Source organism: Parabacteroides leei (genome assembly GCF_023369805.1).
GTDB classification, from domain to species: Bacteria; Bacteroidota; Bacteroidia; order Bacteroidales; family Tannerellaceae; genus Parabacteroides; species Parabacteroides leei.
Map to the genome: position 1 here is coordinate 40,850 of NZ_JAMBQG010000007.1, position 25,290 is coordinate 66,139.

A 25,290-nucleotide genomic window follows, 5' to 3' on the forward strand; every position below is an offset into this window, starting at 1 on the left:
GAATATGAATACAATTAAAAAATATATAACCAGCTTGGCTTTAGGTGTTGCCGTAACCGGAGCAATGGTGTCGTGCGACACACTGGATGAAAAATTTTATAATCCGGATAAACTAACAGAAGCAGACTTCAGTTTACTATTTGCTTCTGCCCAGACAAAAGGGCATCTGTTCCGGTATGACTATGGCGCTACTTACCACTATATGAGAGGTTTTGGTAAGATGCTGGGATTAGGTGTCAGTCCATTATATTTGGACAGAACCCAAAACAATACGATTGTTCGTCCGTGGGATGGTTGGTCAGGTACTCCGTTTAATGAATTTATATTCACACAAACTTGTACAAATTACAGCAAGGAACTCAGTGGTATGAAATTGTTGTATGCCGACATGACAGAAGAGGAACAAGAGCAAAACAAAGTATATATGCTTTGTAGTGATATCATCCGCTCTTATGCATTCCAACGTGCAACAGACTTGTACGACGATATGCCTTATTCGGAAGCTGGCGGTGCTTTTCAGGAAATGTTTTATCCCAAATATGATACACAGGAAGAAATTTACACGAGTATCATGGAAACTCTGAAAAATGCTGCAAAAGATCTGGAAGCATATCAATTCCAGACAGATGCAGAAAAGTCGAAGTTCGCATCAGTAGATATTTTATGTAACGGTGATTTGGACAAATGGATTCGTATGGCTAATTCTTTGCGCTTACGTATGGCAATGCGTTTATGTCATGTAAATCAGAGTGTAGCCATCTCCAACATTAAAGAACTGGTTGCAGAAAACCGTATGTTGACAGAATATTCACATGATATTGGCTTTGAAGAACAGGATAAGACGCACGCATTCGAATTGACTTTCTTCCGTGGTGTTGATGAACGCGGATACGAATCGGGTGCACCGGCCACGATCATTAAAAACATCATGAATTATGAATATCAACCAGGAGATGAAAATGGTATCACTCGTCACGATTTTGACCCACGTCTGTATGCCATGTTCCAGCCAGATATCCACAATCGTTATATAGGCTTGCCATTAACACAGGAGGAAGCCGAAGCTGAACTTCCTAAATATTATACAGAACAGGAGTTAACTGACATGTATAATTTTAATGATGTAGTTACTAATCCATGGAACCCGGAACGTATTCCTACAATGTATAACCGCCGTACTTATTTCAATTTTGATATGAAGTTCCCGGTTATGGGCTCGACTGAAACCAACTTAACATTGGCAGAAGCTGCTGTACGTTGGCCTGGTGAATTTGGCAATATTGATGTTAAACAATGTATTAAGAAGGCGATTGATGCTTCTACCCGTTTTTATTACAATGTTAATAAAACAATGAGCTATAACGAATCTTCTCTGCCGAGTATTCTATATGTTCAGGCAAAAGCTAAAGCACCAGAGTTGAACGAAGATCATTTGGCTGACTACGAAGAACTGGCTGCTAACAAATTTGTCAGTCTGGCATCAACAAAAGATAAATTAAAATTCATCTTCGATCAGAAGTTCTGTCATATGAACATCATGAATCCGTATGAGATTTATAATGAAGCTCGTCGTTTGGTGAAAGATTTTGATGGTGAACTGCCGTTCGTAGCTACTCCGAATGTGGTATTCCAGGAACGTATGTTCTATCCATCTAGTGAGTTGACAAACAATGCTGAAAACTTTGCAAAAATAGCTTATAAGAATACATATGATACCCCAGTATGGTGGACAACTCGTACCACTGCTGCTGAGAACCATAATGGTAATGCATTGTAATAAACATTAGCTTAATGCAATTATAACCATAAAGGCTGTCGAAAATTTTTTTCGACAGCCTTTATTCACTATATAAATGTAATATACAATTTAACAGAATGAGTAAATATGAAATCAATTAATGTAGTCCTGTATTGGGTAATGGTGATGACAGTCTGTTTACCGGCTTGTAGTGATGACGATGAAAAGACAATACCGGCTCATACGGAAGAAGAGAAAATATGGATTGCCGATAATCAGAAATATTTTCAGGAAAAAAAAGAATACATAGAAGATGATGGTCAATTGCTGTATCAGCAATTGGTTGTGGATGAAGATACGCTTTTGTATCGTGTACTGGAAACGAGCCAAATCGATTCTTTCCCTAAGATAGATTCCGATGTAAAAGTATCTATGCTGGGAGTACTTCCGGTTTCTAAAACGATTATTGTAGGTAATAAAGATGGTAATCCGATAGATCAAACTTTAGATTTGGATAGCCCGGATCTGATTAAAGGGCTGGCTGCTCTCTTACCAGAAATCCGTAAAGGAGAAAGGGTGGAAGCTATAATCCCTTATCAGTTAGGATATGGGGATCGTAATTACTCAAATCCTTATATTCCGTTATGCTCAACGTTACAGTTTACTTTGACTGTGAAAAGTTTTGATTAAACCTTTTACTAGTCCTAAATAACCTATAACAGTTATTTAGGACTAGTCATTTAGTATTAAACACTAATACTTTTTCTCATTCGCCAGATTCCACATATTCAGGAAAGAGGCTTTTGTTATATCCACGATCTTATCCCAATTGATCTTATCTACATGGTCGCTCGGCATGTGATAATCCGGATGACCATTAGTGTGATACCAGATAATAGGAATATCGCGTTTGGCAAACGTTCCGTTATCGCTCCCTCCTACCGGCTTATCCCAGGCATGATAAATTGGCTTCAAATTCAGATCATATTTCTTGATATCATTTTTCAGCCAGTCGCCGAAAACCTTGTTTGCTTCTGTATAAAAATAATCAACTTGTTCGGGAACCGCCTCATTCGAGTTGCGTCCTATCATATCGTAATTCAGATAGCCCTTTACGTCTTTAAGGAAAGAACAGTTCTGTACAAAATACTCAGAACCTAACAATCCTTTCTCCTCCCCATCCCAAAAAGCAAAGATCACAGTACGTTCCGGTTGTTGTCCGGAGGCCAGAAATGCTTTTGCCACCTGGAGTACGGCAGATACACCGGATGCATTATCATCCGCTCCATTATAAATCTGATCGCCTTCCAGCATCGGATCGAAGCCCAGGTGATCATAATGTGCACCGATAATTACAAATTCATTGGGATTCTTTCCTTCTATCTTTCCCAGGATATTACGCATCGATAGTTTCTGATGTACCCCTTGTTTCAACTGAGCGATCGAATCCGGATGAACCTGAAAGCGTCCTCTTTTCTGTCTTTCCTTATTATAGGCTTCAAAAGGTTGATAATAAGATTCATTCAAAGGAGCAATGCCCATTGTCTTCAGATTCGAAACAATATATTCTGCAGCAATACGCCCTCCCTGAAACCCGGCCTCACGCCCTTCCAGTTCATCACTGGCTAAAAAGCCAATATAAGCTTCTGCATTTTCTTTATTGATTACACCTAGTCCTTTTTCAACCGGTGACTGTGCCCAAAGGGTAGTAGATAGCATAAAGGATGCTACAAATAAGCCTGTTCTTCTCATCGTATGATTGTGTTTTACAAATTATCGGAATAATTAGTTTCAGCTTCCGGTTACAAAGATAAAAGATTAATCTAAGAATAGTAAGGGGTAGAAAATAAAAAAAGGCTAATCTTCGCTGTTCAGTCAGCGTCGAATGCCCATCCATTATCTCTCACCAGTCTTTATTAAAGACCCTGGTGAAGAGAATACATCAAAATAATATACTTTCTTTTTACTTAATTTTTTGCGTTAGCCCCCATTTCTTCCAACAGGCGGCGGATTTCAGCATTTACTCGCTGACTCATTGTACCATTTCTCATAGACTGATAACGATCAGCCTGATAACGCAACATCGCTAAAGCACGAAGATTTTCTTCATTTCTACTTGTCATCATAATTTTTACATTTTATGTCTTCCACGCTTGGAAGACTCATTAATAATTTAACCTAAACTCTTGTCTTTTCTTTTTGTTTACAATGCAAAGATAAGCATTTTCTTTAAAACCATGCTATAAAACATATAAAATATTTCTATCTTTACATTTATTTAATCTATGGAAATAGTTTTTCAGAAGCTAAACGCCCTACTCCACCTCCGTTAACTTACCTGTAACTGAATCAATTACAAAGCCACGAACCGTTATATCCGACGGAATTAACGGATGATGAATAACCTGATTCACTGTATTTCTTACAGAGCCTTCAGAAGAATCGAAACCATGTAACCAGTCTTTAAAATCGACTCCGCAATAACGTATCATATCAATACGGTCTGCCGGAATCCCCCGTTTCTTCATTGCTTCGATCATTGTTTCACTGTCCATATGTTGTGCACCACAATCCGAATGACCGATAATCATTATTTCAGTAACTCCCAAATCATAAATGGCAACCAACAGACTGCGTATCACACTACCAAAAGGATGTGATATGACTGCACCCGCATTTTTTATGACTTTCACATCACCGTTCTTGAGCCCCAGTGAAGCCGGAAGTAATTCTGTCAGACGAGTATCCATACAGGATACGATCGCAATTTTCTTATCGGGGTACTTATTCGTTATAAACTTCTCGTATCCTTTGTTCTTTACGAACTCTTTATTAAATACTAGTAATTCGTCAATCATATCGTTAGTTCTTATTATAAGAACAAATCAGAATCAAAGAATGTTCAAGTGTTTCAATGCTTTGAATATTCCATCCTCATCGACGGAGTCCGTTACATAATCGGCATACTGTTTCACTTCATCTTCCGCATTCCCCATAGCTACACCTATACCGGCATGTTTAAGCATAGCAACATCATTACCTCCATCACCGAAAGCCATACATTCGTTTAATGGTATCCTGAAGTATTCCAGCATTTTATCGATCCCTACCCGCTTACTGCTACCTGCTGGTACCACATCTGTAAATAAAGGATTCCAACGGGTAGACTCACAATTTGACAGGATAGACATGATCTTCTTCTCCTGCTCGGCTGTAAAGAAAGAAACCAGTTGATAAGCAGTCTTTCCACGTATCTCATCCAAAGGACGGATAGGTGGTTCCGGGAAATTAAGCATGTTAAATATCTCTTCCACCGTTTCATCTTTATAATTCATAAAGATTTCCTTTTCCTGCACGAAAGCGCATGGGAAAGACTCTTCGGTTTCCATATAATGGATCAAAGCCTCGATATCCCTGTCTGGAATACTATGTTTATAAATGACTTTATCCTCTCCGGCAAAACAGTATCCACCGTTCAAAGTAACATATCCGTCAAACTTCAAATCTCCCAGATTATTAATAGATGTGTAGTGGCGCCCTGTTGCTATAAAGACTTTAATACCTTTCTCCCGTAAGAGATCCAATGCTTCGATGGTAGACTGAGGAACTTCATGTGTTTTAAAACTAACCAGTGTTCCGTCGATATCAAAAAAAACTGCCTTAATCATACTTTTCTACTAACCTAAATTTGTTACAAAGATAAGAATAAATAAACACATCCGATTTTTATATACATTTGTAGATGCTATCTTAATAACAATTTAATAGGTAAGTTATGGAATACAGACAATTAGGAGGTTCGGGCTTATATGTACCCGTACTTTGTTTAGGCACAGCTACTTTTGGAGGAACCAACGGTTTCGAAGGTTGGGGACATACCCAGGTAGAAGAAGCCAGACGCATGATAAACAGGTGCCTGGATGCCGGTGTAAACTTCTTTGATACAGCAGACGTTTATTCCGGTGGCCTATCGGAAGAAATACTGGGCAAAGCAATGGAAGGCTTGCGGAATAAATTACTAATCTCCACAAAGGCGACATTCAATCTAAATCCGGAAAGCCGTAATGCGATGGGATCTTCCCGTTTCCACTTGATCAATGCTTGTGAAGCCAGCCTGAAACGGTTGAATACCGATCATATCGATATATATCACATGCATGGATTTGATGCAAACACGCCTGTAGAAGAGACACTCCGTGCTTTGGACGACTTAATCACAGCGGGTAAAGTACGATATATCGCCTGTTCTAACTTCTCCGGCTGGCATCTGATGAAAGCATTGTCCGTTTCCGAAAGGTATGGCTGGAGTCGTTATGTGGCACACCAAGTTCATTATTCTTTGCTTAACAGGGAATATGAATGGGAATTGATGCCGCTCGGTATCGACCAGAAAGTAGGTTCTATCATCTGGAGTCCGTTATCAGCAGGCCGTTTGGGAGGTAAATACAGACGCAACAATCCTATTCCTGCGGATGGACGTGTAGCACGTGGCGGAAGCCCGATCCCGGATGAAGCAACTTCATACGAACGTCTGTATAATATAATGGATGTATTGGATGAAATAGCGGAAGAAACAGGACATAGTGTTGCACAATGTGCTCTGAACTGGCTACTGCAACGTCCTACCGTCTCCAGCCTTATCATTGGAGCAAGTACGGAAAAGCAACTGGAACAAAATCTGGAAGCTGTCGGATGGAATCTGACACCCGAACAGGTAAAACGACTGGATACAGCCAGCCAGGTTACTCCCGTCTATCCCTATTGGCATCAGGCACAATTCCCATTCCTGAATGCACAGCTTCAGTTTTAAGAAAAGATCCTTTCGACTCCAACAACAAAAAAACGGAACCTTCTTTCGAAGATTCCGTTTTTACTATTTTAGATGATCAAATAATCAATTATTCCTCAACACCCCACTGTTGTTTAGCCAAACGCTTGTAGTTGTTAAGTCTCCACTTAGCGTTGTTTTCTGCAGCCTGGAACAATTCGCCTGCTTCAGCCGGGAACTGTTTTGTCAGAGATGCGAAACGTACTTCACCCTTCAGGAAGTCCTGGAACTTACTCCAATCCGGTTCTTTGCTATCCAAAGTGAACGGATTCTTGCCTTCTTCTTCCAATGCTGGGTTGTAACGCCACAAGTGCCAGTAACCACATGCTACTGCATCTGCTTCTTCCTGCTGGCTCTTACCCATACCCTTCTTCAAACCGTGGTTGATACAAGGAGAGTAAGCGATGATCAATGAAGGACCATCATAAGCTTCAGCTTCGCGAATAGCTTTCAATGTCTGTGCCTGATCAGCACCCATTGCGATCTGAGCAACATATACATAACCGTAAGTTGTAGCCATCAGACCCAGGTCTTTCTTACGTACTCTCTTACCTGCAGCTGCAAACTTAGCGATTGCACCGACCGGAGTAGCTTTAGAAGACTGACCGCCTGTGTTAGAGTAAACTTCAGTATCCAGAACCAGAATGTTAACGTTCTTGCCGGAAGCAATTACATGGTCGAGACCACCGTAACCGATATCGTAAGAAGCACCGTCACCACCGATGATCCACTGTGAACGTTTTACCAGGAAGTGAGAAAGTTCCTTGATCTGTGCGCTAAGCGGACAGCCGTGAGTGATACCTTCTTCTGCAATAGCGATTATCTGAGGAGCCAATTCTTTTGTCTTATCGGCATCATTCTGATTTTCAACCCATGTTTTAAGTACTTCTTTTACTTCGGCAGGAGCATTTTCACCAGCGATAATTGCGTTCATTGCATTCGTCAAACGAGCACGCATCTTTTCATTAGCCAGTTCCATACCCAGACCGAATTCACAGAAGTCTTCGAACAATGAGTTAGCCCAAGCCGGACCCTGTCCTTTTTCGTTTGTTGTATATGGAGTTGAAGGAACAGAACCTGAATAGATAGATGAACAACCCGTTGCGTTAGCTACCATTTCACGGTCACCGAACAATTGAGTTATCAACTTCACATACGGAGTTTCACCACAACCGGAGCAAGCACCTGAGAACTCAAACAACGGAGTTGCAAACTGAGAGTTCTTCACGTTAGCTTTGATGTCAACCAGATGTTGTTTGCTTGTAACCTTTTCTGCACAGAAATCCCAGTTCGGAGCTTCAGCCAACTGAGTTTCCAAAGCAGCCATCTTAAGCGCTTTACCACCCTTCTTCGGATTACCCGGACAAACATCGGCACAGTTACCACAACCCAGACAGTCAAGAACGTCAACCTGGATACGGAACTGCATTCCTTCAAATTGCTTACCTGTAGCTTTCAAAGAGTTAGAGAACGGAGCAGCAGCCTGTTCAGCAGCATCCAACACAAACGGACGGATAGAAGCGTGAGGACAAACATAAGCACACTTGTTACACTGGATACAGTTGTCAGCTTCCCAAACAGGAACAAAAGCAGCTACACCGCGTTTTTCATATTTAGCTGTTCCCTGATGCCATGTACCGTCTTCAATACCTTCGAATGCAGAAACCTTCAACAGGTCACCATCCTGAGCATTGATAGGACGAACTACTTCGTTGATGAAAGCAGGATCGTTGTTTGCTACAACTTCATCGTCCGGCAGGTTAGCCCATGACGGATCCACCGTCAGTTGAGTATATTCACCACCACGATCGACAGCAGCATAGTTCTTATTAACTACATCTTCACCTTTTTTACCGTAAGACTTCACGATGAATTTCTTCATCTGTTCGATAGCCAGGTCAACAGGAATTACACCTGTGATACGGAAGAATGCAGACTGAAGGATTGTATTGGTACGGTTACCCAAACCGATTTCCAATGCGATCTGAGTTGCATTGATATAGTAAACAGTAATGTTTTTCTGAGCGAAATAACGTTTTACCTTATTCGGCAGGTGTTTAGCCAACTCTTCGCCATTCCATACAGTGTTCAGCAGGAATGTACCGTTTTCACGCAAACCACGAGTTACATCGTACATACGCAGGTAAGCCTGAACGTGGCAAGCAACGAAGTTCGGAGTATTTACCAAATAAGTGGAACGGATCGGATGGTCACCGAAACGCAGGTGAGAACAAGTGAAACCACCAGACTTCTTAGAATCATAAGAGAAATATGCCTGGCAATATTTATCTGTATTGTCACCGATGATCTTTACAGAGTTCTTGTTAGCACCAACAGTACCGTCAGCACCCAAACCGTAGAACTTAGCTTCGAACATACCTTCGCCACCCAAAGCGATTTCTTCTTTCTGAGGAAGAGAAGTGAATGTAACGTCGTCTACGATACCCAGTGTAAACTGGTTCTTAGGCATCGGTAATGCCAGGTTTTCGTAAACGGCAAGGATCTGAGCTGGAGTAGTATCTTTAGAACCCAAACCATAACGGCCACCAACGATAACAGGAGCATTTTCTGTTCCGTAGTAACAGTCTTTTACATCCAAATACAAAGGTTCGCCTGTTGCACCCGGTTCTTTTGTTCTGTCAAGAACTGCGATACGTTTTGCAGTCTTAGGAACAGCAGCTAAGAAATGCTTAGCAGAGAACGGACGATACAAGTGAACCGAAACCAAACCAACTTTTTCACCCTGAGCTGTCAGGTGGTCGATAGCTTCACGGGCAGCCTCCGTTACAGAACCCATCGCAATAATCACGCGTTCTGCATCTTCTGCTCCGTAATAATCGAACAAACCGTATTTACGGCCTGTCAGCTTGGAGATTTCGTTCATATATTCTTCTACGATAGCAGGAACTGCTTCATAGTATTTATTTGATGATTCTCTGTGCTGGAAGAAGTGGTCCGGGTTTTCAGCCATACCACGAGCTTCCGGTTTTTCCGGATTCAATGCACGTGCACGGAATTCAGCCAACGCCTTCTGGTCAATCAACGGAGCCAGGTCATCATTCTCCAACGCTTCGATCTTCTGGATTTCGTGTGATGTACGGAAACCGTCGAAGAAGTTCACAAAAGGTACACGGGATTTGATAGTTGCCAGGTGAGCTACACCAGACAAGTCCATAACTTCCTGTACAGAACCTTCTGCCAACATTGCGAAACCAGTCTGACGAGCAGACATAACATCCTGATGGTCACCAAAGATACACAAAGCGTGTGAGGCCAGTGTACGGGCAGACACATGGAATACGCAAGGAAGCAACTCACCAGCGATCTTGTACATATTAGGGATCATCAGCAACAACCCCTGAGAAGCTGTATAAGTTGAAGTCAGGGCACCAGCCTGCAAAGAACCGTGAACTGCACCTGCAGCACCACCTTCTGATTGCATTTCCTGTACCAAAACCGTTTCGCCGAAAATGTTCTTACGTCCGGCGGCAGCCCATTCGTCTACATATTCTGCCATTGTAGACGACGGAGTGATGGGGTAAATAGCGGCTACTTCGCTGAACATATATGAAATATGAGCAGCAGCCTGGTTACCATCACAGGTCAAAAATTTCTTCTGTTTTGTCATAGACTCTTACTATTAGTATTTAAAAGAATTTTATTAGTATAAAAAGCCAAAAAGCCAAAGCGGGATCATATTACCATCTCCTACTTCAACCTTGTCTATTGCATAGTATAAATCGGGATTGTTTTTCACCTTCATACTCTCCTCTATCCTGAAATTATACTTCTCATTTACCAGAAAGTGTGCATTCTTTCCTCCCTCATTCAGCCTGTTGTCTTTCAAAAGCTGGTTATAGAAAAAAGATTCGCGCACAGCCTGTACGTTTACCTCCATCGGCCGGATGGGGTACATCAGATTCGAATTATACATATATACGGTAGATGGCTTTTTCGGAAACGATTCGCCTACCGGATACAACATATTCATCAAACGGGCATCGGTCAGATATTTAATGTAATTCATAACTGTCGCCCTTGACGTTTCAATATCTTTACTTAACTGACTTACATTCGGCGTACATGGCGCACTGATAGCCAGCAAATATAATAATTTTCGGAGCTTCGGCAGATAACTTTGCTCGATTTGTTTAATATAAAGGACATCTACCTCCAGCATCATGTTCATCGTCTTCAGCAGATTCTCCGAGAAATTACGTTTCTCAAGGAAAAAAGGATAAAAACCATGATGCAAATAGTCCTGAAAATAAGCCATTGGTTTTGCCACCGAGCAAATGTTACGGGCAATCTCCTGGTGGCTTCCGATCACTTCTTCAAATGTATAAGCCGGAAAATTGTTCCCCGACATCAGATTCAGAAACTCACGGAAAGAAAAACCACGTAAATTATAAGAAACAACTTTACCTGAGAGATCCGGATTTTCCTCTTTCAGCCGCATAACGGACGAACCGGAAAAGATGATCTTCAGATCTTCAAAATTATCATAACAGTAACGTAACTCTTTCGACCATCCGGAATATTTAAAAACCTGGTCGATCAACAGCACCTTTCCTCCTTTCGCCCTGAACTCAGAAGCAAAATCGACTAAAGTACGTTCCGTAAAATAAAAATGATTCAGATTTATGTACAGGCACTCTTTATTATCAGCACCAAAATGTTCGCGGGCATAATCCAGTAAAAAAGTAGTCTTTCCTACCCCACGAGAGCCTTTGATACCGATCAACCGGTCATTCCAGTTAATCTCATCCATCAGCCCCCGGCGTACCGGTGCATGCAAATGTTCTACAAGGTATTTATGTGTTTTAAAGAATGCTTCCACCTTACTGTCTTACTATATAGGCCACAAAGATAGAAAATATCCGCTACTTTGCAATACCGAGATAGCAATTTTATTTTCAGTTGGCAATCCAAAGTTAACAATGCGTATTGACGTTTGAGAATTCAGAGTTGGCAGTTAATGGTATTTTTTAGAAATAACCACTAACTGTCAAACCTTTATCTTATTTATTCAATTATCGTTACCCATCCGTATGTATCAGGTTCATCACCATACTGGATGCCACGCAGTTTATGATATAATTTTTCACAAACAGGTCCCGGCTTACCATCTTTAGCAATTACATAAGACTTGTCGATATCCAGATCGTCAATTTGTGAGATCGGAGCGATAACGGCTGCTGTTCCGCATTCTGCCGCTTCATCAAATGTTGCGAGCTCTTCCACCGGAACCGGACGACGTTCAACGGTCAGTCCCATATCTGCGGCCAATTGCTGCAAACTCTTGTTGGTGATTGAAGGCAGGATAGAATGAGACTGCGGAGTGATATAGCTATTGCCACGGATACCGAAGAAGTTTGCCGGACCACACTCGTCCAGGTATTTCTTTTCTTTCGGATCCAGATAAAGAACAGCTGCATATCCTTTTTCCTTTGCTTTTTCACCGGCAACAAGGCTGGCGGCATAGTTACCACCGACTTTTATCGTACCTGTTCCCTGAGGAGCTGCACGGTCATATTCACGCATGATACAAACCTTTGAAGGTTGGAAACCACCTTTGAAATACGGACCTACCGGAGTTACAAAAATCATAAACATATATTCAGGAGCCGGTTTTACACCAACCTGTGCACCCAAGCCGATCATCAACGGACGGATATATAATGCTGCTCCACTCTCGTAAGGAGGAACAAAACGTTCGTTCAATTTCACTACTTTGCGAACAGCTTCTTCAAACATTTCTACAGGAAGTTCAGCCATCTTGATACCCCGGCTGGAAGCCTGCATACGTTTGCCGTTTTCATCCATACGGAACACACGGATCTTACCGTCTTTACCTCTGAAAGCTTTCAGACCTTCAAACGATTCTTGTCCGTAATGCAGACAAGTCGCTGCCATATGAATATTGATGATCTCAGAAGAACTAACTTCTAATTCCCCCCATTTACCATCACGATAATAACACCGTACATTGTAGTCTGTCTTCATATAACCAAATGCAAGATCAGACCAATTAATATTTTCCATATAATGTCGTAATTAGATTATGATCGCAAAAGTAAGCTATTTCAGATGATAATTGTTACTTTTGCAGCAAAAATAATTAAAATATGAAAGTCATTGATTTGATCAACGGCAGTAAAACGACTGCTTTCTCATTCGAAATACTTCCTCCTATAAAAGGAAACAGCATACAAAAAGTGTACAATGTGATTGATAAACTAAAAGAATTCGATCCTAAGTACATTAATATAACATCCCATCACAGCGAATACATTTATAAAACACTCCCCGACGGAAGTTTTCAGAAAGTGAATATCCGCAAGCGACCGGGATCGGTGGCTATTGCTTCCGCCATCCAGAATAAATATGGCATTCCGGCCGTCCCGCATATCATCTGTAAAGGTTTTACGAAAGACGAAACCGAATATGCGCTGATCGACCTAAACTTTTTAGGTGTTTACGACCTGCTTCTACTCCGCGGGGATGTAAAAACGTTAGAGGCCGGACAGAACACCGACCAGTATCATGAACATGCAACCGATTTACAGGAACAGGTAAACAACTTCAACAAAGGTATCGCAGTAGACGGTTCTACATTTGAAGCCAATGAAACCCCATTTTCCTACGGTATGGCCTGTTATCCGGAAAAGCATGAAGAGGCTCCCAATATGGATTCCGATATTTTCTACCTGAAAGAGAAAGTAAAAAACGGAGCCGATTACCTGGTAACTCAAATGTTCTTCGACAACGAAAAATATTATTCATTTGTGGATCGTTGCCGTGCGGAAGGGATCACTGTTCCGATCATTCCGGGAATCAAGCCCGTCGTATTCAAGAATCAATTAACGGTATTACCTAAAATATTCCGTTCCGATATACCGGAACCGTTTGCCACCGAACTTCGTAAATGTAATAACGACGACGAAGTAAAAGCCGTTGGTGTAGAATGGTGTATTCAACAATGTAAAGACCTGATCGCTCACGGAGTTCCCAGCCTGCATTTTTATACAATGATGGCAACGGATAGTGTTTATAAGGTGGCTAAAGAAGTATATTAAAAAAGAGATTATCTTCCAAGACGGAGTATTTTTATACGGGAAAGAAACAATTGTTGATAAACACGGAAACGGTCTATCAGTTTTTCTTCATATGTCATTCTTATCAAGGGTATTTGCTCGACTAGATTGTAAAAGTCCTCTTTTAGTAAAAGATCAATCTGCTATATTGTTTGGCAAACAACAGAGAGTTTAGGTGTATACCCACTAAAATATTCGTAATCATTTAGTAAGAAGAGCCCATCTAATAGCAAATAGATGGGCTCTTGAATATTAATAATTAGACCTGAATATGTTGTACATTACTTGATAGCTGGCATGTTGGCTTCTGTTGGCCAATAAGGATTTTGGTAGATTGGTGAATCTTCTATACTACCAGTATTGGATGTAATATCAAAATGCTGGATATTATATGGAGTCAGGTAATGCGCCATTGACCATGTATAGCCATCTTTTGCGATGGAGTTATTCACCTTTTCATATGGACGCAGGTATTTGCTGCGTGATGGTTCGGATACATTGGATGTGGCATTGTCCATACCATAGATCAATTGTGATGTTCCATCAGCATTTTTATACCAGTTTTGCATTTCACCCCAGATTTTGAAACCTTCAATGTGATAAGGAGTCTTTATCATCTGATCCATCGCTCTCCATCGACGCAGGTCCATATAACGCAATGCTTCTGCCATTAATTCGCTACGACGTTCCCGGCGGATATTATAAAGAGTAGGATTTATCAGCTGACCGGCTGAATAAGCACCCCAGTCGTTTAACCCTTCTTTACTCATATCAGTTGCAGCAATGGTTTTGTTATAATCAAGATCGATATGAGAACGTTGGCGGATTTGTCTCCAATAGTCTTGAGCCGTTCCATCCAAAACTCCATCTCTTTCGTAACAAGCTTCCATATAGTTTAGTAAAGCCTCTGTTCCTCGAAATACCATAGCCCCTGTATAGTTTACAGTATTTCCGCATTGCTTCTGATCATAGCTGCCGCCTTTACGAATAGCATAACCGGTTGAGTATCCTTTCTCCGGATTACTGTTCAGGATAACGGGATATGGTTCGACAGGAACTGCCATATCGCCTTCAGCTGCTTCAAACAGGATATTTTTTTGTCCCGGTTCTTTCAAGAAGATTGATAAGCGAGAATCACGGTCTTTGCGGATATCGGCAATTGTTTCATCACCATGATAACCGCTGCCGGCAGTATAAATCGGTAAGCCGTTGGCCATTAAGAAGCTTTCTACCATACCACGTGTGAGGCCGATTCCGTAATTACCGTGTTGTCCGGCAGTTACAACATTGTGTGTCACACCCAGTGCTTTACTATACGGACGCCATAGTAATACTTCGCTGTAGCCCGACATATCTTCTGCCGAAAACATATCCATATAAGGGTTAGGAGCTTCTGAGATCGATTGTTGTACCAGACCTGTATTTTCAACCAAGGTTATTCCGTCTCCCAGTTCTTTAGCGGCTTCCATCGACTCGGTCAGGAAATAATTGATTTCTTTGTCGATATCTTCGGCCGGGAATTGATAATTCGCATTGTATTCTTTGCTCTTACCCGGCCATTCCGGTCCGTTGGGCACGAATGCCGTGTTTTTGAAGTATTTCAGCCAGGTTCCTTCAAACAAAGCTACCCGCGATTTGAGTAACAGGGCTGTTTCTTTATTCAGGCGTGTTTTGTCGGTCCCCATGCCTGACCCCATCAACATAATAGCCGAATCAAGATCGGAAATGATAAAACGAGCTACCTCGTTGCGCGGCGAGCGTTTGCTGGCCTCTACCAGTGACTCCATTTGATCGGGCACTGTGTTACGCACAATCGGAAAATCACCGAACATCTGATAGCGTTTGAAGTATTCGTGTGCACGTAAAAAATAGATTTCGCCGATATATTGACGGATCTTAGTGTCATCACCTGAAAGTGTTTTTTCATTATAGCGTGGCAGTACATTTTCCAGAAAGTAGTTACAACTGTAAATGAACTTGAAGCGATAAGGATCATCATCCATTTTCTGTGACTGTTTCGTTTTCCATTGTCCGGTAATATATCGATCATTAAAACTGAAACTAGCTTGATTGTCGGTGTCTTTATCCTCACCAAAAAGACCGTAGCCGTAAGCATGATTAGGAAGTACATCTTTATACAACCCATTTGCATAAGAAGCCAGTTGTGCTTCTTCTACCAGATATTTTTCCGGTGAAATTGTTGACTTGGGCTCCTGATCCAGATAATCGTTACATGAGCTGAAAATTCCAAGTAATGCGGCTCCTGCTACATATTTGAATATATTGATTTGTGTCATGATTTTTTTCTTTATTAGAGAGTTATACTTATACCGAAAGATATTGTTTTTGACAAGGGATAGGCATTACCGTTTTTGTCGTCATCATCGCCTCCTCCAATGGTTTCAGGATCAAACATATTGGCAAGTGAAGTTCCAGTCCACAGGTTTTCACCGGAAATGAATACGCGCAGTTTTGATACATAGAATTTATGTGTCATAGCCGTCGGTAACGTATAACCCAGTTGAATGTTTTTCAAACGGATATAAGCCGCATTCTGAATGTAAGAAGTTTGCTTCTGCTTATTTTTGTCGGAATCAAATACCGGACGAGGATAGTAGGCATCTAAATTTGCTGCCAGGTCGTTTGATTGTGCCGCACGGAAGTAATCGGTATGTTCTACAAAACCGGTAGAGTGCCAGAGACTGGAAGCGCCCCAGAAATAAGGACTACCTTGCCAGTAATCACGTTTCATTACTCCCTGGAAGAAAGCCCGGAAGTCGAATCCTTTGTAATCGGCACTCAGATCTACTCCGAATAAATAGCGGGGGGTATTGTTTCCTATTTTCTTCATGTCACCCATATCGTTATATTTATTTCCGCCATTATCGATTTTGCCGTCTCCGTTCAAATCTTTATACATGATATCACCTGCATCCCAGTTCGTTCCCAGTGCATTTTGTCCACCGTTCGGAAGAGTTGCAAGATGTTGATCCATTTCTTCTTTTGATTTAGCAATTCCAATCGTTTCATATCCGTAGATATTGCCCATCACTTCTCCTGATTTATACTTATCTAACGTATTGGTAGGGTTTGGATAACGGGTGATTTTTGTACGCGAGTCCGAAAGGATGAACTTGGCACCATAGCCCAAACCGTTTCTCAAGCGGTCATTCCAACTGATGTCCAGGTCGAAGCCGTAAGTTTTCAAGTCTGTATTATTCGTTTTGGGGACTTCCAATCCGAGGATATAGGGTAATTCGGGAGCAGGTCCTACCATATCGAGCGTCATACGGTTATAGTAATCGAAAGATCCTGTCAGGCGGTTGTTGAATGCCCCAAAGTCGAAACCGAGATTCCAGTTACGTACACGTTCCCAGCCTAAGGTTGAACTTATCAGCCCCGGCACTTCTGCCGTGTTAGGCTTCATTCCGTTTTGCAGCCATTCACCGTTGCTGGCTTTTACGATCAGTGTCTGATAGGTAGGGTACCATTCTTTTGTATTCTGGTTTCCTAATTCACCATATGATCCGCGAATTTTAAATGTGCCAACATAATCGACAACCGGTTCCCAGAATTCTTCGCGTGCAATGTTCCATCCCAAAGAGAATGAAGGAAACCAGTTCCAGCGTTGTTCTCTGCGGAAACGGGAAGTTCCATCGTAGCGCAGGTTGACCTCTGCCAGATATCTTCCTTTATAATCGTAATTGATACGTCCGAAGAAGCCAGCGGTAGACCAAGCCTTGCGTGCACCGTTGACGGCTGGGGTTATCACATTACCGTAATAATCCAATCCGGTAGTGATATCGACTTCCGGCAGTCCCGCTATGATAATGCCATCGCGTTGCAAGCCGAACTCCGTATATCTCAGTTGCTCGGTCTGGAAACCAACCATTCCTTTGAAATTATGTCCCGATTCCAAACTATGCGAATACTCCGTATAGGCATTAATATTCATATAATTTTCTTTCTTCTGATCTTCATGAACGTTTGAGTTCGAATCGTATACATACGGGTTACCGTTTATATCATGGTTATAAAGATACTGTTTGTCCCAGTGGCGGTTAGCCGAGAGAATGCGATAATTGACGTCTATATGTGTTATCCAGTTTTTTACCGGCTCCAGGATCAGTGAAGCTTGTTGATAGATATTATCTGTTTGTGTTTTGTCCCGTCCGCCGTCTCTCAATCCTAATGCAGGAGAGGGAGAAGAGAACATAAAACCATTATCATCGTACAAAGGCAGTGTGGGCCATCCCTGGCGAGCCAGGTCGCGGAATAATTCACTTTTTAAAGCTGAAGGACGTCCGAAATCTTCACGGGTCAAACGGGAACTGTAATTGATTTTTGCCCAGTCGGTCAGTATCACGTTGATCTTGGCTGTTGCCGTGTAGCGGTTGTAAGTATCCTGATTGAATTCCATCAGGCCATTTTGATCCAGATAATTCATCGACAAGTAATAGTTTACCTTCTCCGATCCTCCATTCAAACTTAGGTTATGTTCCTGCGAGAAAGTCTGATCGCGGTAGAGAACATCATACCAGTCGGTATTGGCATTTCCCTGTGCATAACCGTCGTACCAATAGTTTCCGTTGGCAAGATTGACTGTTGATATTTTGCCTGTTTGATAGTCTTTAATACGCTGTAAATGATCCGGTTGAAAATAAGGTCCATCTCCTTTATTAATACAGGCGTCGTTATAGAAAGTTGCGAATGTGTAAGAGTCCATTTGTTTCGGCATTTTTACTGGACTTCCCCAGCGGAAATTGTTGTTGTAATTAACTGTGGTTTTACCGCTTTTACCACTTTTAGTTGTTACCAAAATCACTCCGAACGGTGCACGTGAACCGTAGATAGATGAGGCAGCAGCATCTTTCAGTACTGAAATGTTTTCGATATCCTGAGGATTGATAGAATTGATATCGCCTTCCATTCCATCGATTAATACGAGCGGGCCGCTTTCTGATCCTTCGCCGATAGTTCCTGTACCACGAATATTCATATCCATCTTTTTGTCCAGTGTACCACTGGTTGTCGAGATTTGAAGACCCGGCACCATTCCTTGCATGGCCTGTACGGCATTTTGTACCGGTCTTGATTCTAATGCTTCTGCATTAACCGTACCAACCGAACCTGTCAAATTTACTTTCTTTTGAGTACCGAAACCGACCACAACGACTTCATCCAGCTTTTGTGTATCTTCTTGAAGTGTTATAGAGATGGAAACTTGTCCGGTGTACTTAATTTCCTGAGTGGCATAACCAATAAAAGATATCTGAATAATATCTCCATTTTTCACTCCTTCCAATATGAATTGCCCATTCATATCGGTGATATTTCCGCTTGTTGTGCCTTTCACAACAACAGTAGCTCCGGCTACAGGGCCGAAGCTATCTGATACTATACCAGAAATTTTTCCTGTTTGCTGGAAAGCGCCTGTAATCGGTAAGACAGGTGTGACGTCTGAAGCGTAGCCAAACTCTCCGGAGCTTAGTGCGGTTGCCAATAAAATCAGACTGATAGGTTTGAATTTTTTCAACATAAATTATTACTATTTTATATGATAAAAAAGAGAATAGAAAACTTATTTATAAAAATGGATTATATTATGATTATTCTTGCATGCTGATAAGAAGAACAGCTCATACTGATATTGGAAGGATTTTCAAATGTAGCATTTCTTCTGGGGTTCTGAATGAGTAGACACCATTACCCAGTAACTGATACAAATTATTGACTGCTGTAGCATATTTGTAGGCATCCATGCGCTCTGACGGATAAGACAATGTATTGAAAGCGAAATTAGCCTGAAAATTCACACTTAGCTTTCTGGTTTTTCCTTGTTTTGTTGTGACTACAACGACACCGTTACCGGCATTCATATAAACAGTCGTAGAGGTTGCATCCGTAGAACCGTAACCGAAAACAATCACCTCATCCAGCTTTTGAGTATCTTCCCTAAGGGTGATCCGTAAAGAATATTTGCTCCCAGCTGGTCTAGATTGAGTCAAATAACCGATATAAGAGATTTTCAAAACGGCATCCTCAGGAAACTCTGAAGAGAATCTCCCGTTTATATCTGTTATACCTTCATTTATAGTACCTTTTTGTACTACATTGGCTCCAATAGCAGGAAGACCTGTTTCATCAATAATGGTTCTGGATATTTTTTTCTGATTTAGACCATTGTTCAACTCGGTAGTCGCCGAGTTGAACTGATCATGATCAGTTCCGGCATTTACATGACTGGAAAAAGGACCGGTGCTTAACAAAGTCGCTATAAACAAGTATCCTCCTCGTTTCCAAACACACCTTTTTGTATTTTCCATAAAAACTAAGTTTAGTAAAAATTGTTTTACGCAATGTTTTCATTTGTAAAATTTCACAACAACAAAGTAAACTATGATCTCATTATCAGCAGGTATAATGTTTGCGTCAATAGTTTTTAAATTCGGAACGGATTCTCCAAATGCACCTCAAATTCGGAACCAAGAAGAAAACCATCTGCTATTTTGACAATAAATAACAATGCGAATATCAATGCTGAATAATAAAAACCCCGAAAGAGTATCTAAACTTTCGGGGGTCTGTTCTTAATATTTCCACTTAGGCTCATATCAAGACTTTGCTCTGACTACACCTTTCACTTTTGTCAAACCCGAATAAATAACTCCGGATTCTTAAAGCCTGTTTAATAAATTATTTTTTAATGGCATACATCTCATTACCACGGTGAAAAGAAATATAAAAAAGATATATGACTCCAAATGACAGAATTATACTCAGGATAAAAGCCTTTGTCCAGTCAAAGTTTCCTTTATCATAAGGTGCTCCATCCAGATTATGATTTGCATCCAGGACAATGAATTTCAGACAATTAAAGGTAAACGAATAATATGTTTTCTTATCGGCATCACCATGATTGGACGTATGCTGCAAAAAGTCCTCTTTGGAAATACTATCCATGTCATGGATGCTGCTGACGGTCACATGATATTAAAGAAGGAGAAGCAGCCAACAACAACACTCCCCCACATGCCTTTTGCAAAAATAAACGTCTGTTCATCATATTATTAGTTTCATAGACTTACAAAGTTAATAAAAAGTCAATACCCTAAATTATAAAAAAACAACCAACCTGGATTTTATGTTAGTTGCAGATAATACTACACCGTAATGTTTTAACCAGTTTGTCACTTTGACATTTATCCCCTCTGACAATTTCATATTTCGGGCAAAGATACATTACGGTCAAATACACAGCATTCTCACGGACTTTTACACTATCAGGAACATACTAAAAGACGGATCAAACATGACTATTTAAAAGCATTCACTCCCTTTTTACATCTTACCGCACATCACATCATAATAATCCAATCATATAGATAGTTAAAACCTTTGAGTATTAATAACCGATCCACAATCAAATCATGCTCGATAACATACTAATTTCCACCAAAAATCATATTTTCTCTTCGAAAAGAAGCCTTATTTACAAATGTTAAGTCAGTACTTTTGAAGATAAAAGACCGGACTTTCAAAAATTTTCCTCCGGAACTATTAAAAAAAACGTCCGAATGAAAAAATTCAAGGACTCCAAAACGACTAAATAGTTAATTATTACACTGAAACAAATACAGATGCAGCTTTTTTGTATCTTTGCGCGTCATAAAAAAAGACAATACAAACAACTTTTATTACAAACGAGCTAGTTTAATAAACAATCTGTCATTATCTATAAGAGAATTTTCCTGAGTATTCCGAGAGATATCTTATAGCTTTTCACACAAAAACAAAAAATATCTGTTATATGGATAGGGGTTTTTGAAAGATCTCTGTCTTAAAGATAAATTTTAAAAGAAGATTGAAATGAAATACATACTATTCATCGCTATGGATTTGGCAGTATATCCTTTTTTATTGTTATTCTATATCGCAAAATGCATCTTTGAGAAAATACAGCCGATAACATTAACACATTATAAAGATGGAAGAAAACAAGCCCTAAACAACCGCTAGAAGTTATTTAGGACTTGTCATAAGTTGTTCTTAAACTATTTAAATTTTACGGACTTAAGCTTTACCGGTCCGATCAACCCCGTTTTCTGCAAGGGAGAATCAGGCAGGTAATCATTTATTCCAGCCCATGTTTCACGTTGTTCCTTCGGCAAATTTTTATCGCCGATCATACGATTCACCCAGGTATTGACTACATCGATACGAAGCACATTCTTTCCTTGCTTCAATGCGGAAGAGATATCCACATGATACGGCATCGTCCATGCTCCACCTACATATTCTTCATTAACCCACACTTTGGCCAGTTTATTTACTTCACCAAGATCCAGATAAATCTGTTCGCCATCGGATAATGAACGATCGAAATCAAATGTCGTTGTATAAATCATATTCCCTGAGAAATATTTGATACTATCATTTGATGACTGCGACAAATCCTGAAGTTCTTCCAGACGGATTGAAGCGGGGTTGGATAGTTTACCATTAAACTTCACATTCCATGCCTCTTTCAGTTCCGAGACTTTAATCGGCTGCGGGAAATTCTTTGCACCGGCTGTCGGTTCTCCCTTTTTCCTGAATACTATAAACCCACTTTCATAACCATGTAATGTCACTGGAACTGTTGTTCCCTTATCATCTGAGGTAAATTCTGTCAGCTCCCGTGTTCTACCTGTTATAGGATCGAATAATACCTCTTCCAGGCCGACACCGTTAAACAACATACCTTTACCCACTTGACCAGAAGTGACATTTGTACCATCGATCTTTCCCCATAATTCGGAAGCCATACTCTTCACCTGTTCGTCAGCTGCAGGCTGATTCTGCAGACTGGGAGAATGTGTTGGAGGAACAAATAAAAACAATAGACTATCGGATCCAACAAGCTTTAAATATATTACGCAAAGAATTAAAGGATTATCTTCCTCTCCTGTACTTTATTCACCTGGTCTGAAGGTATATCGCACTGATATCTTCTTATTTTTCCCGATTATTCGTACCTTTGTTCTAACAATACAAAAAGAACATTCATGTATTTCAAAGATATAATCGGTCAGGAAGAAATAAAAAAACGACTTATCCACTCAGCACAAACGGGTGTTGTACCTCATGCCCAGTTATTTACAGAACAGGGAGGAGCGGGAGCTTTTCCTTTGGCATTAGCTTATGCCCGTTACCTGAATTGCACACACCGGACAGAGACGGATGCCTGCGGAACATGTCCTTCCTGTTTGAAATACAATGAACTGGCACATCCGGATTTACATTTCGTATTTCCTATCGTTGCCAAGAAAGAAAAGAAAAAGGAAGTCTGCGATGACTATTTGACCGAATGGCGCAGTTTCCTGAAAGAACGTCCTTACTTCAATATAGATGGATGGCTCGATTACATCGACGCCGGTAATTCCCAGGCTATCATCTATTCAAAGGAAAGCGATGAGATTATACGTAAGCTGAATCTGAAAATATACGAAGCGACCTATCGTATCTTATTAGTCTGGCTACCGGAAAAAATGCATCCAACCTGTGCCAACAAACTATTGAAGGTTATTGAAGAACCTCCTTTAAACACCGTTATCCTGATGGTTTCGGAAATACCCGATCAGGTATTAGGAACAATCTTGTCACGTGCACAACGGATCAATGTACGATCTATCCATCCGGAAGCGATTACATCTGCTATGGTCACACAATTTGGACTGGCAGCAGACGACGCCAAGCATGTCGCCCATTTGGCAAACGGTAATTACCTGAAAGCAGTGGAAGCAATCAGCCTGAGTGAAGAGAATAGCTTCTACCTGGAACAATTTAAAACGATGATGCGTAACTCCTGGGCACGCAACGTAAAAGGGATGAAAGCAATGGGAGATATTCTGGCTGGCATCGGACGCGAACGACAAAAAAACTTCCTGCAATACTGCCAGCACCTGATCCGTGAAAACTTTATGTACCGTTTCCAATCTCCGGAATTGAATTATATGAATATGGATGAAGCTGGATTTGCCGTCAAGTTCGCTCCTTTCGTCAACGAAAGGAACGTATTCGATATCATGGAAGAACTGGCCAAAGCAGAACGGCACATTACACAGAACGTAAATGCCAAGATGGTATTCTTCGATCTTTCACTACGACTGACGGTTCTTATAAAACGATGAAAAAAATATTTTCAGATTCTTTTATTCCGCCAATTTCCTTTCCAAAGATAGAAGAACGAGATCAATAACATCCCGTTATAAGCATACTCCGTTGTCCAGCAAACAGCGACATCCGCTATTAACCAGGCACCTACCCAATAGGTATAAGCTATATATACAAATATACTGGCCATATCGATCAGTAACGCAGACTGTGTATTTCCAGTTCCCGACACACTGAAGAAATAAATAAAAGCGGGAACTGCCAGGATATAAGAGGAAAGCATTACCCATAACGAAGGGATAGAACTCTGTATCAAGTCCGGGTTATCCGTATATATCCTCAAAACCAAGTCCGGGAATAAAGCAATTAACGCACCTATCGGCAACACGAAGAAATAGCAGAGACGAATCATACGCCCGCACAATCCCATCACCTGATCCGATTTCCCTGAACCGATCAAATTACTTACCAGCGAACTCGAGGTGGAAGCAAAAGCATTGACGAACATAAACAGGAAAGAGGAGATACTACGTACTACATTGGTGATAGCCAACGGTCGTTCCCCCTGATGCTCCATCACGACAAAAAAGATAAACCAACCTAAAAATGCAATACCATGTTGCACCATGATCCAGATGGAAACACTTAATATCTGCCTGAGCATCCGGAAATCGATCCCGGAGAAGCTGAACATAGCATATTTCTTATAATCGATTTTCTTCCAGGTGTAAAAAATAAAAAACAATACCGACACGGCTTCCGAGATAGAAGACGCAATAGCTGCTCCGGCAATCCCCAATGCCGGAAATCCGAATTTACCGAATATCAGGACATAATTCAGCATTACATTAGTCAACACCATCACAACCGAGTTGGCTGTTAGTATCTTCGTCTTGGTGATACCGACATAAAAAGCCCTGAACATCACCGCTATAAACGAGAAGAAAAAACCGTAAACACGCCAGTCGATATAACTCATGGTCGCCTGATACACATCATCCGAACCGATCAGCTTCCGTAGTATGACAGGAGAATAGAAATGAGAGATAGTAAATAAGGCTCCGGCCAGTAATAACAGGAAAAGCGTACCCTGCATAAATACCGGACCGATCCGGGTATAATCATGCGAGCCATTCCTCCGAGCCATCAATACCTGCGCTCCGACACTAAAGCCGAACCCCAACATATAGATCACCAAATAGTAAACTCCTGCCAATGCCGATGCACCAAGTTCCACCTCTCCTACCCGTCCCAGGTAAGCCGTATCTGTTAAGCCGATCATGTGCTCCATCAGCAAGCTGATCAGTACAGGATAGGTTATCTGCCAAATTTGTTTATTCGTAAATTGCATATTGGATATTCAAAAAGGGTTGCAAAGGTAATAATAAGATGCATTCCATACAATATAACCGATAAATATCCGTTTATCAATTTGTCACTGCCATGCCATGTAAATCGGATTACTATACCGG

At 41.0% G+C, this 25,290-nt stretch carries 18 protein-coding genes and 1 pseudogene; 6 read left to right on the plus strand and 13 right to left on the minus strand.

What is annotated here, in order from left to right:
* The first annotated feature begins 4 nt into the window (after positions 1–4).
* Positions 5–1,777, plus strand: coding sequence for a SusD/RagB family nutrient-binding outer membrane lipoprotein (locus M1P97_RS11855; RefSeq protein ID WP_195372592.1), 1,773 nt, complete (start codon positions 5–7; stop codon positions 1,775–1,777).
* Positions 1,778–1,885: 108 nt separating this feature from the next.
* Positions 1,886–2,428, plus strand: coding sequence for an FKBP-type peptidyl-prolyl cis-trans isomerase (locus tag M1P97_RS11860; RefSeq protein WP_195372593.1), 543 nt, complete (start codon positions 1,886–1,888; stop codon positions 2,426–2,428).
* A gap of 63 nt (positions 2,429–2,491) precedes the next feature.
* Here the strand turns inward: M1P97_RS11860 and M1P97_RS11865 are convergent, their stop codons facing one another.
* From M1P97_RS11865 to M1P97_RS11880, 4 genes are all read right to left on the minus strand, one after another.
* A complete protein-coding gene (locus tag M1P97_RS11865; RefSeq protein WP_249389202.1) occupies positions 2,492–3,490 on the minus strand; it encodes a M28 family metallopeptidase in 999 nt (332 codons plus the stop codon).
* A gap of 215 nt (positions 3,491–3,705) precedes the next feature.
* Complete coding sequence (locus tag M1P97_RS11870) at positions 3,706–3,864, minus strand: hypothetical protein (RefSeq protein ID WP_165359927.1); 159 nt, start codon at positions 3,862–3,864, stop codon at positions 3,706–3,708.
* Positions 3,865–4,053: 189 nt separating this feature from the next.
* Positions 4,054–4,596: a beta-class carbonic anhydrase gene (locus tag M1P97_RS11875; RefSeq protein WP_129734378.1), complete on the minus strand. Its 543-nt coding sequence runs from the start codon at positions 4,594–4,596 to the stop codon at positions 4,054–4,056.
* A 33-nt stretch (positions 4,597–4,629) separates the two neighbouring features.
* Entirely contained in the window at positions 4,630–5,406 is a 777-nt protein-coding gene (locus tag M1P97_RS11880) for a Cof-type HAD-IIB family hydrolase (protein WP_195372595.1), read from the minus strand.
* Positions 5,407–5,513: 107 nt separating this feature from the next.
* On the opposite strand from M1P97_RS11880, the gene M1P97_RS11885 reads away from it, so the two are divergent.
* Positions 5,514–6,548 (plus strand): aldo/keto reductase, encoded by a 1,035-nt coding sequence (locus M1P97_RS11885; protein ID WP_249389203.1) that lies wholly within the window; start codon positions 5,514–5,516, stop codon positions 6,546–6,548.
* A gap of 88 nt (positions 6,549–6,636) precedes the next feature.
* On the opposite strand, the gene nifJ is transcribed toward M1P97_RS11885, so the two are convergent.
* The 3 genes from nifJ to M1P97_RS11900 all read right to left on the minus strand — a co-directional run bounded on the left by nifJ (position 6,637) and on the right by M1P97_RS11900 (position 12,611).
* On the minus strand, positions 6,637–10,194 hold the full coding sequence (gene nifJ, locus M1P97_RS11890) for a pyruvate:ferredoxin (flavodoxin) oxidoreductase (protein WP_195372597.1): 3,558 nt from the start codon (positions 10,192–10,194) through the stop codon (positions 6,637–6,639).
* A gap of 33 nt (positions 10,195–10,227) precedes the next feature.
* Positions 10,228–11,406, minus strand: coding sequence for an ATP-binding protein (locus M1P97_RS11895; RefSeq protein WP_195372598.1), 1,179 nt, complete (start codon positions 11,404–11,406; stop codon positions 10,228–10,230).
* Positions 11,407–11,591: 185 nt separating this feature from the next.
* The gene (locus M1P97_RS11900) at positions 11,592–12,611 is read right to left on the minus strand and encodes a branched-chain amino acid aminotransferase (RefSeq protein ID WP_075557001.1); all 1,020 of its coding nucleotides are present in this window, start codon (positions 12,609–12,611) and stop codon (positions 11,592–11,594) included.
* A gap of 83 nt (positions 12,612–12,694) precedes the next feature.
* On the opposite strand from M1P97_RS11900, the gene metF reads away from it, so the two are divergent.
* Entirely contained in the window at positions 12,695–13,645 is a 951-nt protein-coding gene (gene metF / locus M1P97_RS11905; RefSeq protein ID WP_195372599.1) for a methylenetetrahydrofolate reductase [NAD(P)H], read from the plus strand.
* 299 nt (positions 13,646–13,944) lie between these two features.
* On the opposite strand, the gene M1P97_RS11910 is transcribed toward metF, so the two are convergent.
* From M1P97_RS11910 to M1P97_RS11930, 5 genes are all read right to left on the minus strand, one after another.
* On the minus strand, positions 13,945–15,960 hold the full coding sequence (locus M1P97_RS11910) for a RagB/SusD family nutrient uptake outer membrane protein (RefSeq protein ID WP_249389204.1): 2,016 nt from the start codon (positions 15,958–15,960) through the stop codon (positions 13,945–13,947).
* A 14-nt stretch (positions 15,961–15,974) separates the two neighbouring features.
* Entirely contained in the window at positions 15,975–19,202 is a 3,228-nt protein-coding gene (locus tag M1P97_RS11915) for a SusC/RagA family TonB-linked outer membrane protein (RefSeq protein ID WP_249389205.1), read from the minus strand.
* Positions 19,203–19,302: 100 nt separating this feature from the next.
* A complete protein-coding gene (locus tag M1P97_RS11920) occupies positions 19,303–19,989 on the minus strand; it encodes a carboxypeptidase-like regulatory domain-containing protein (RefSeq protein ID WP_249389206.1) in 687 nt (228 codons plus the stop codon).
* A 370-nt stretch (positions 19,990–20,359) separates the two neighbouring features.
* Entirely contained in the window at positions 20,360–20,626 is a 267-nt protein-coding gene (locus tag M1P97_RS11925) for a hypothetical protein (protein ID WP_249389207.1), read from the minus strand.
* Between the two features lie 1,091 nt (positions 20,627–21,717).
* Positions 21,718–22,470, minus strand: coding sequence for a glycosylhydrolase-like jelly roll fold domain-containing protein (locus tag M1P97_RS11930; protein ID WP_249389208.1), 753 nt, complete (start codon positions 22,468–22,470; stop codon positions 21,718–21,720).
* A 68-nt stretch (positions 22,471–22,538) separates the two neighbouring features.
* On the opposite strand from M1P97_RS11930, the pseudogene M1P97_RS11935 reads away from it, so the two are divergent.
* Positions 22,539–22,634: pseudogene (locus M1P97_RS11935) on the plus strand (RNA polymerase sigma-70 factor); the annotation flags it as partial.
* A 76-nt stretch (positions 22,635–22,710) separates the two neighbouring features.
* Positions 22,711–23,835 carry a DNA polymerase III subunit gene (locus M1P97_RS11940; protein ID WP_195372604.1) on the plus strand — a complete coding sequence of 375 codons (1,125 nt, stop codon included), beginning with the start codon at positions 22,711–22,713 and terminating at the stop codon, positions 23,833–23,835.
* A gap of 11 nt (positions 23,836–23,846) precedes the next feature.
* Here M1P97_RS11940 and M1P97_RS11945 read toward each other — a convergent pair whose 3' ends face one another.
* Entirely contained in the window at positions 23,847–25,169 is a 1,323-nt protein-coding gene (locus tag M1P97_RS11945) for an MATE family efflux transporter (protein ID WP_249389209.1), read from the minus strand.
* Positions 25,170–25,290: the final 121 nt, after the last annotated feature.

What these genes read in the sequence shown, in the direction of transcription:
- M1P97_RS11945 (WP_249389209.1), bottom strand. Translation starts at nt 25,169, where the DNA reads ATGCAATTTACGAATAAACAAATTTGGCAGATAACCTATCCTGTACTG.
- M1P97_RS11865 (WP_249389202.1), bottom strand. Translation starts at nt 3,490, where the DNA reads ATGAGAAGAACAGGCTTATTTGTAGCATCCTTTATGCTATCTACTACC.
- M1P97_RS11870 (WP_165359927.1), bottom strand. Translation starts at nt 3,864, where the DNA reads ATGATGACAAGTAGAAATGAAGAAAATCTTCGTGCTTTAGCGATGTTG.
- M1P97_RS11925 (WP_249389207.1), bottom strand. Translation starts at nt 20,626, where the DNA reads ATGGATAGTATTTCCAAAGAGGACTTTTTGCAGCATACGTCCAATCAT.
- M1P97_RS11860 (WP_195372593.1), top strand. Translation starts at nt 1,886, where the DNA reads ATGAAATCAATTAATGTAGTCCTGTATTGGGTAATGGTGATGACAGTC.
- M1P97_RS11915 (WP_249389205.1), bottom strand. Translation starts at nt 19,202, where the DNA reads ATGTTGAAAAAATTCAAACCTATCAGTCTGATTTTATTGGCAACCGCA.
- M1P97_RS11900 (WP_075557001.1), bottom strand. Translation starts at nt 12,611, where the DNA reads ATGGAAAATATTAATTGGTCTGATCTTGCATTTGGTTATATGAAGACA.
- M1P97_RS11875 (WP_129734378.1), bottom strand. Translation starts at nt 4,596, where the DNA reads ATGATTGACGAATTACTAGTATTTAATAAAGAGTTCGTAAAGAACAAA.
- M1P97_RS11885 (WP_249389203.1), top strand. Translation starts at nt 5,514, where the DNA reads ATGGAATACAGACAATTAGGAGGTTCGGGCTTATATGTACCCGTACTT.
- M1P97_RS11930 (WP_249389208.1), bottom strand. Translation starts at nt 22,470, where the DNA reads ATGGCTTCCGAATTATGGGGAAAGATCGATGGTACAAATGTCACTTCT.
- M1P97_RS11880 (WP_195372595.1), bottom strand. Translation starts at nt 5,406, where the DNA reads ATGATTAAGGCAGTTTTTTTTGATATCGACGGAACACTGGTTAGTTTT.
- M1P97_RS11920 (WP_249389206.1), bottom strand. Translation starts at nt 19,989, where the DNA reads ATGGAAAATACAAAAAGGTGTGTTTGGAAACGAGGAGGATACTTGTTT.
- M1P97_RS11855 (WP_195372592.1), top strand. Translation starts at nt 5, where the DNA reads ATGAATACAATTAAAAAATATATAACCAGCTTGGCTTTAGGTGTTGCC.
- M1P97_RS11940 (WP_195372604.1), top strand. Translation starts at nt 22,711, where the DNA reads ATGTATTTCAAAGATATAATCGGTCAGGAAGAAATAAAAAAACGACTT.
- nifJ (WP_195372597.1), bottom strand. Translation starts at nt 10,194, where the DNA reads ATGACAAAACAGAAGAAATTTTTGACCTGTGATGGTAACCAGGCTGCT.
- M1P97_RS11910 (WP_249389204.1), bottom strand. Translation starts at nt 15,960, where the DNA reads ATGACACAAATCAATATATTCAAATATGTAGCAGGAGCCGCATTACTT.
- metF (WP_195372599.1), top strand. Translation starts at nt 12,695, where the DNA reads ATGAAAGTCATTGATTTGATCAACGGCAGTAAAACGACTGCTTTCTCA.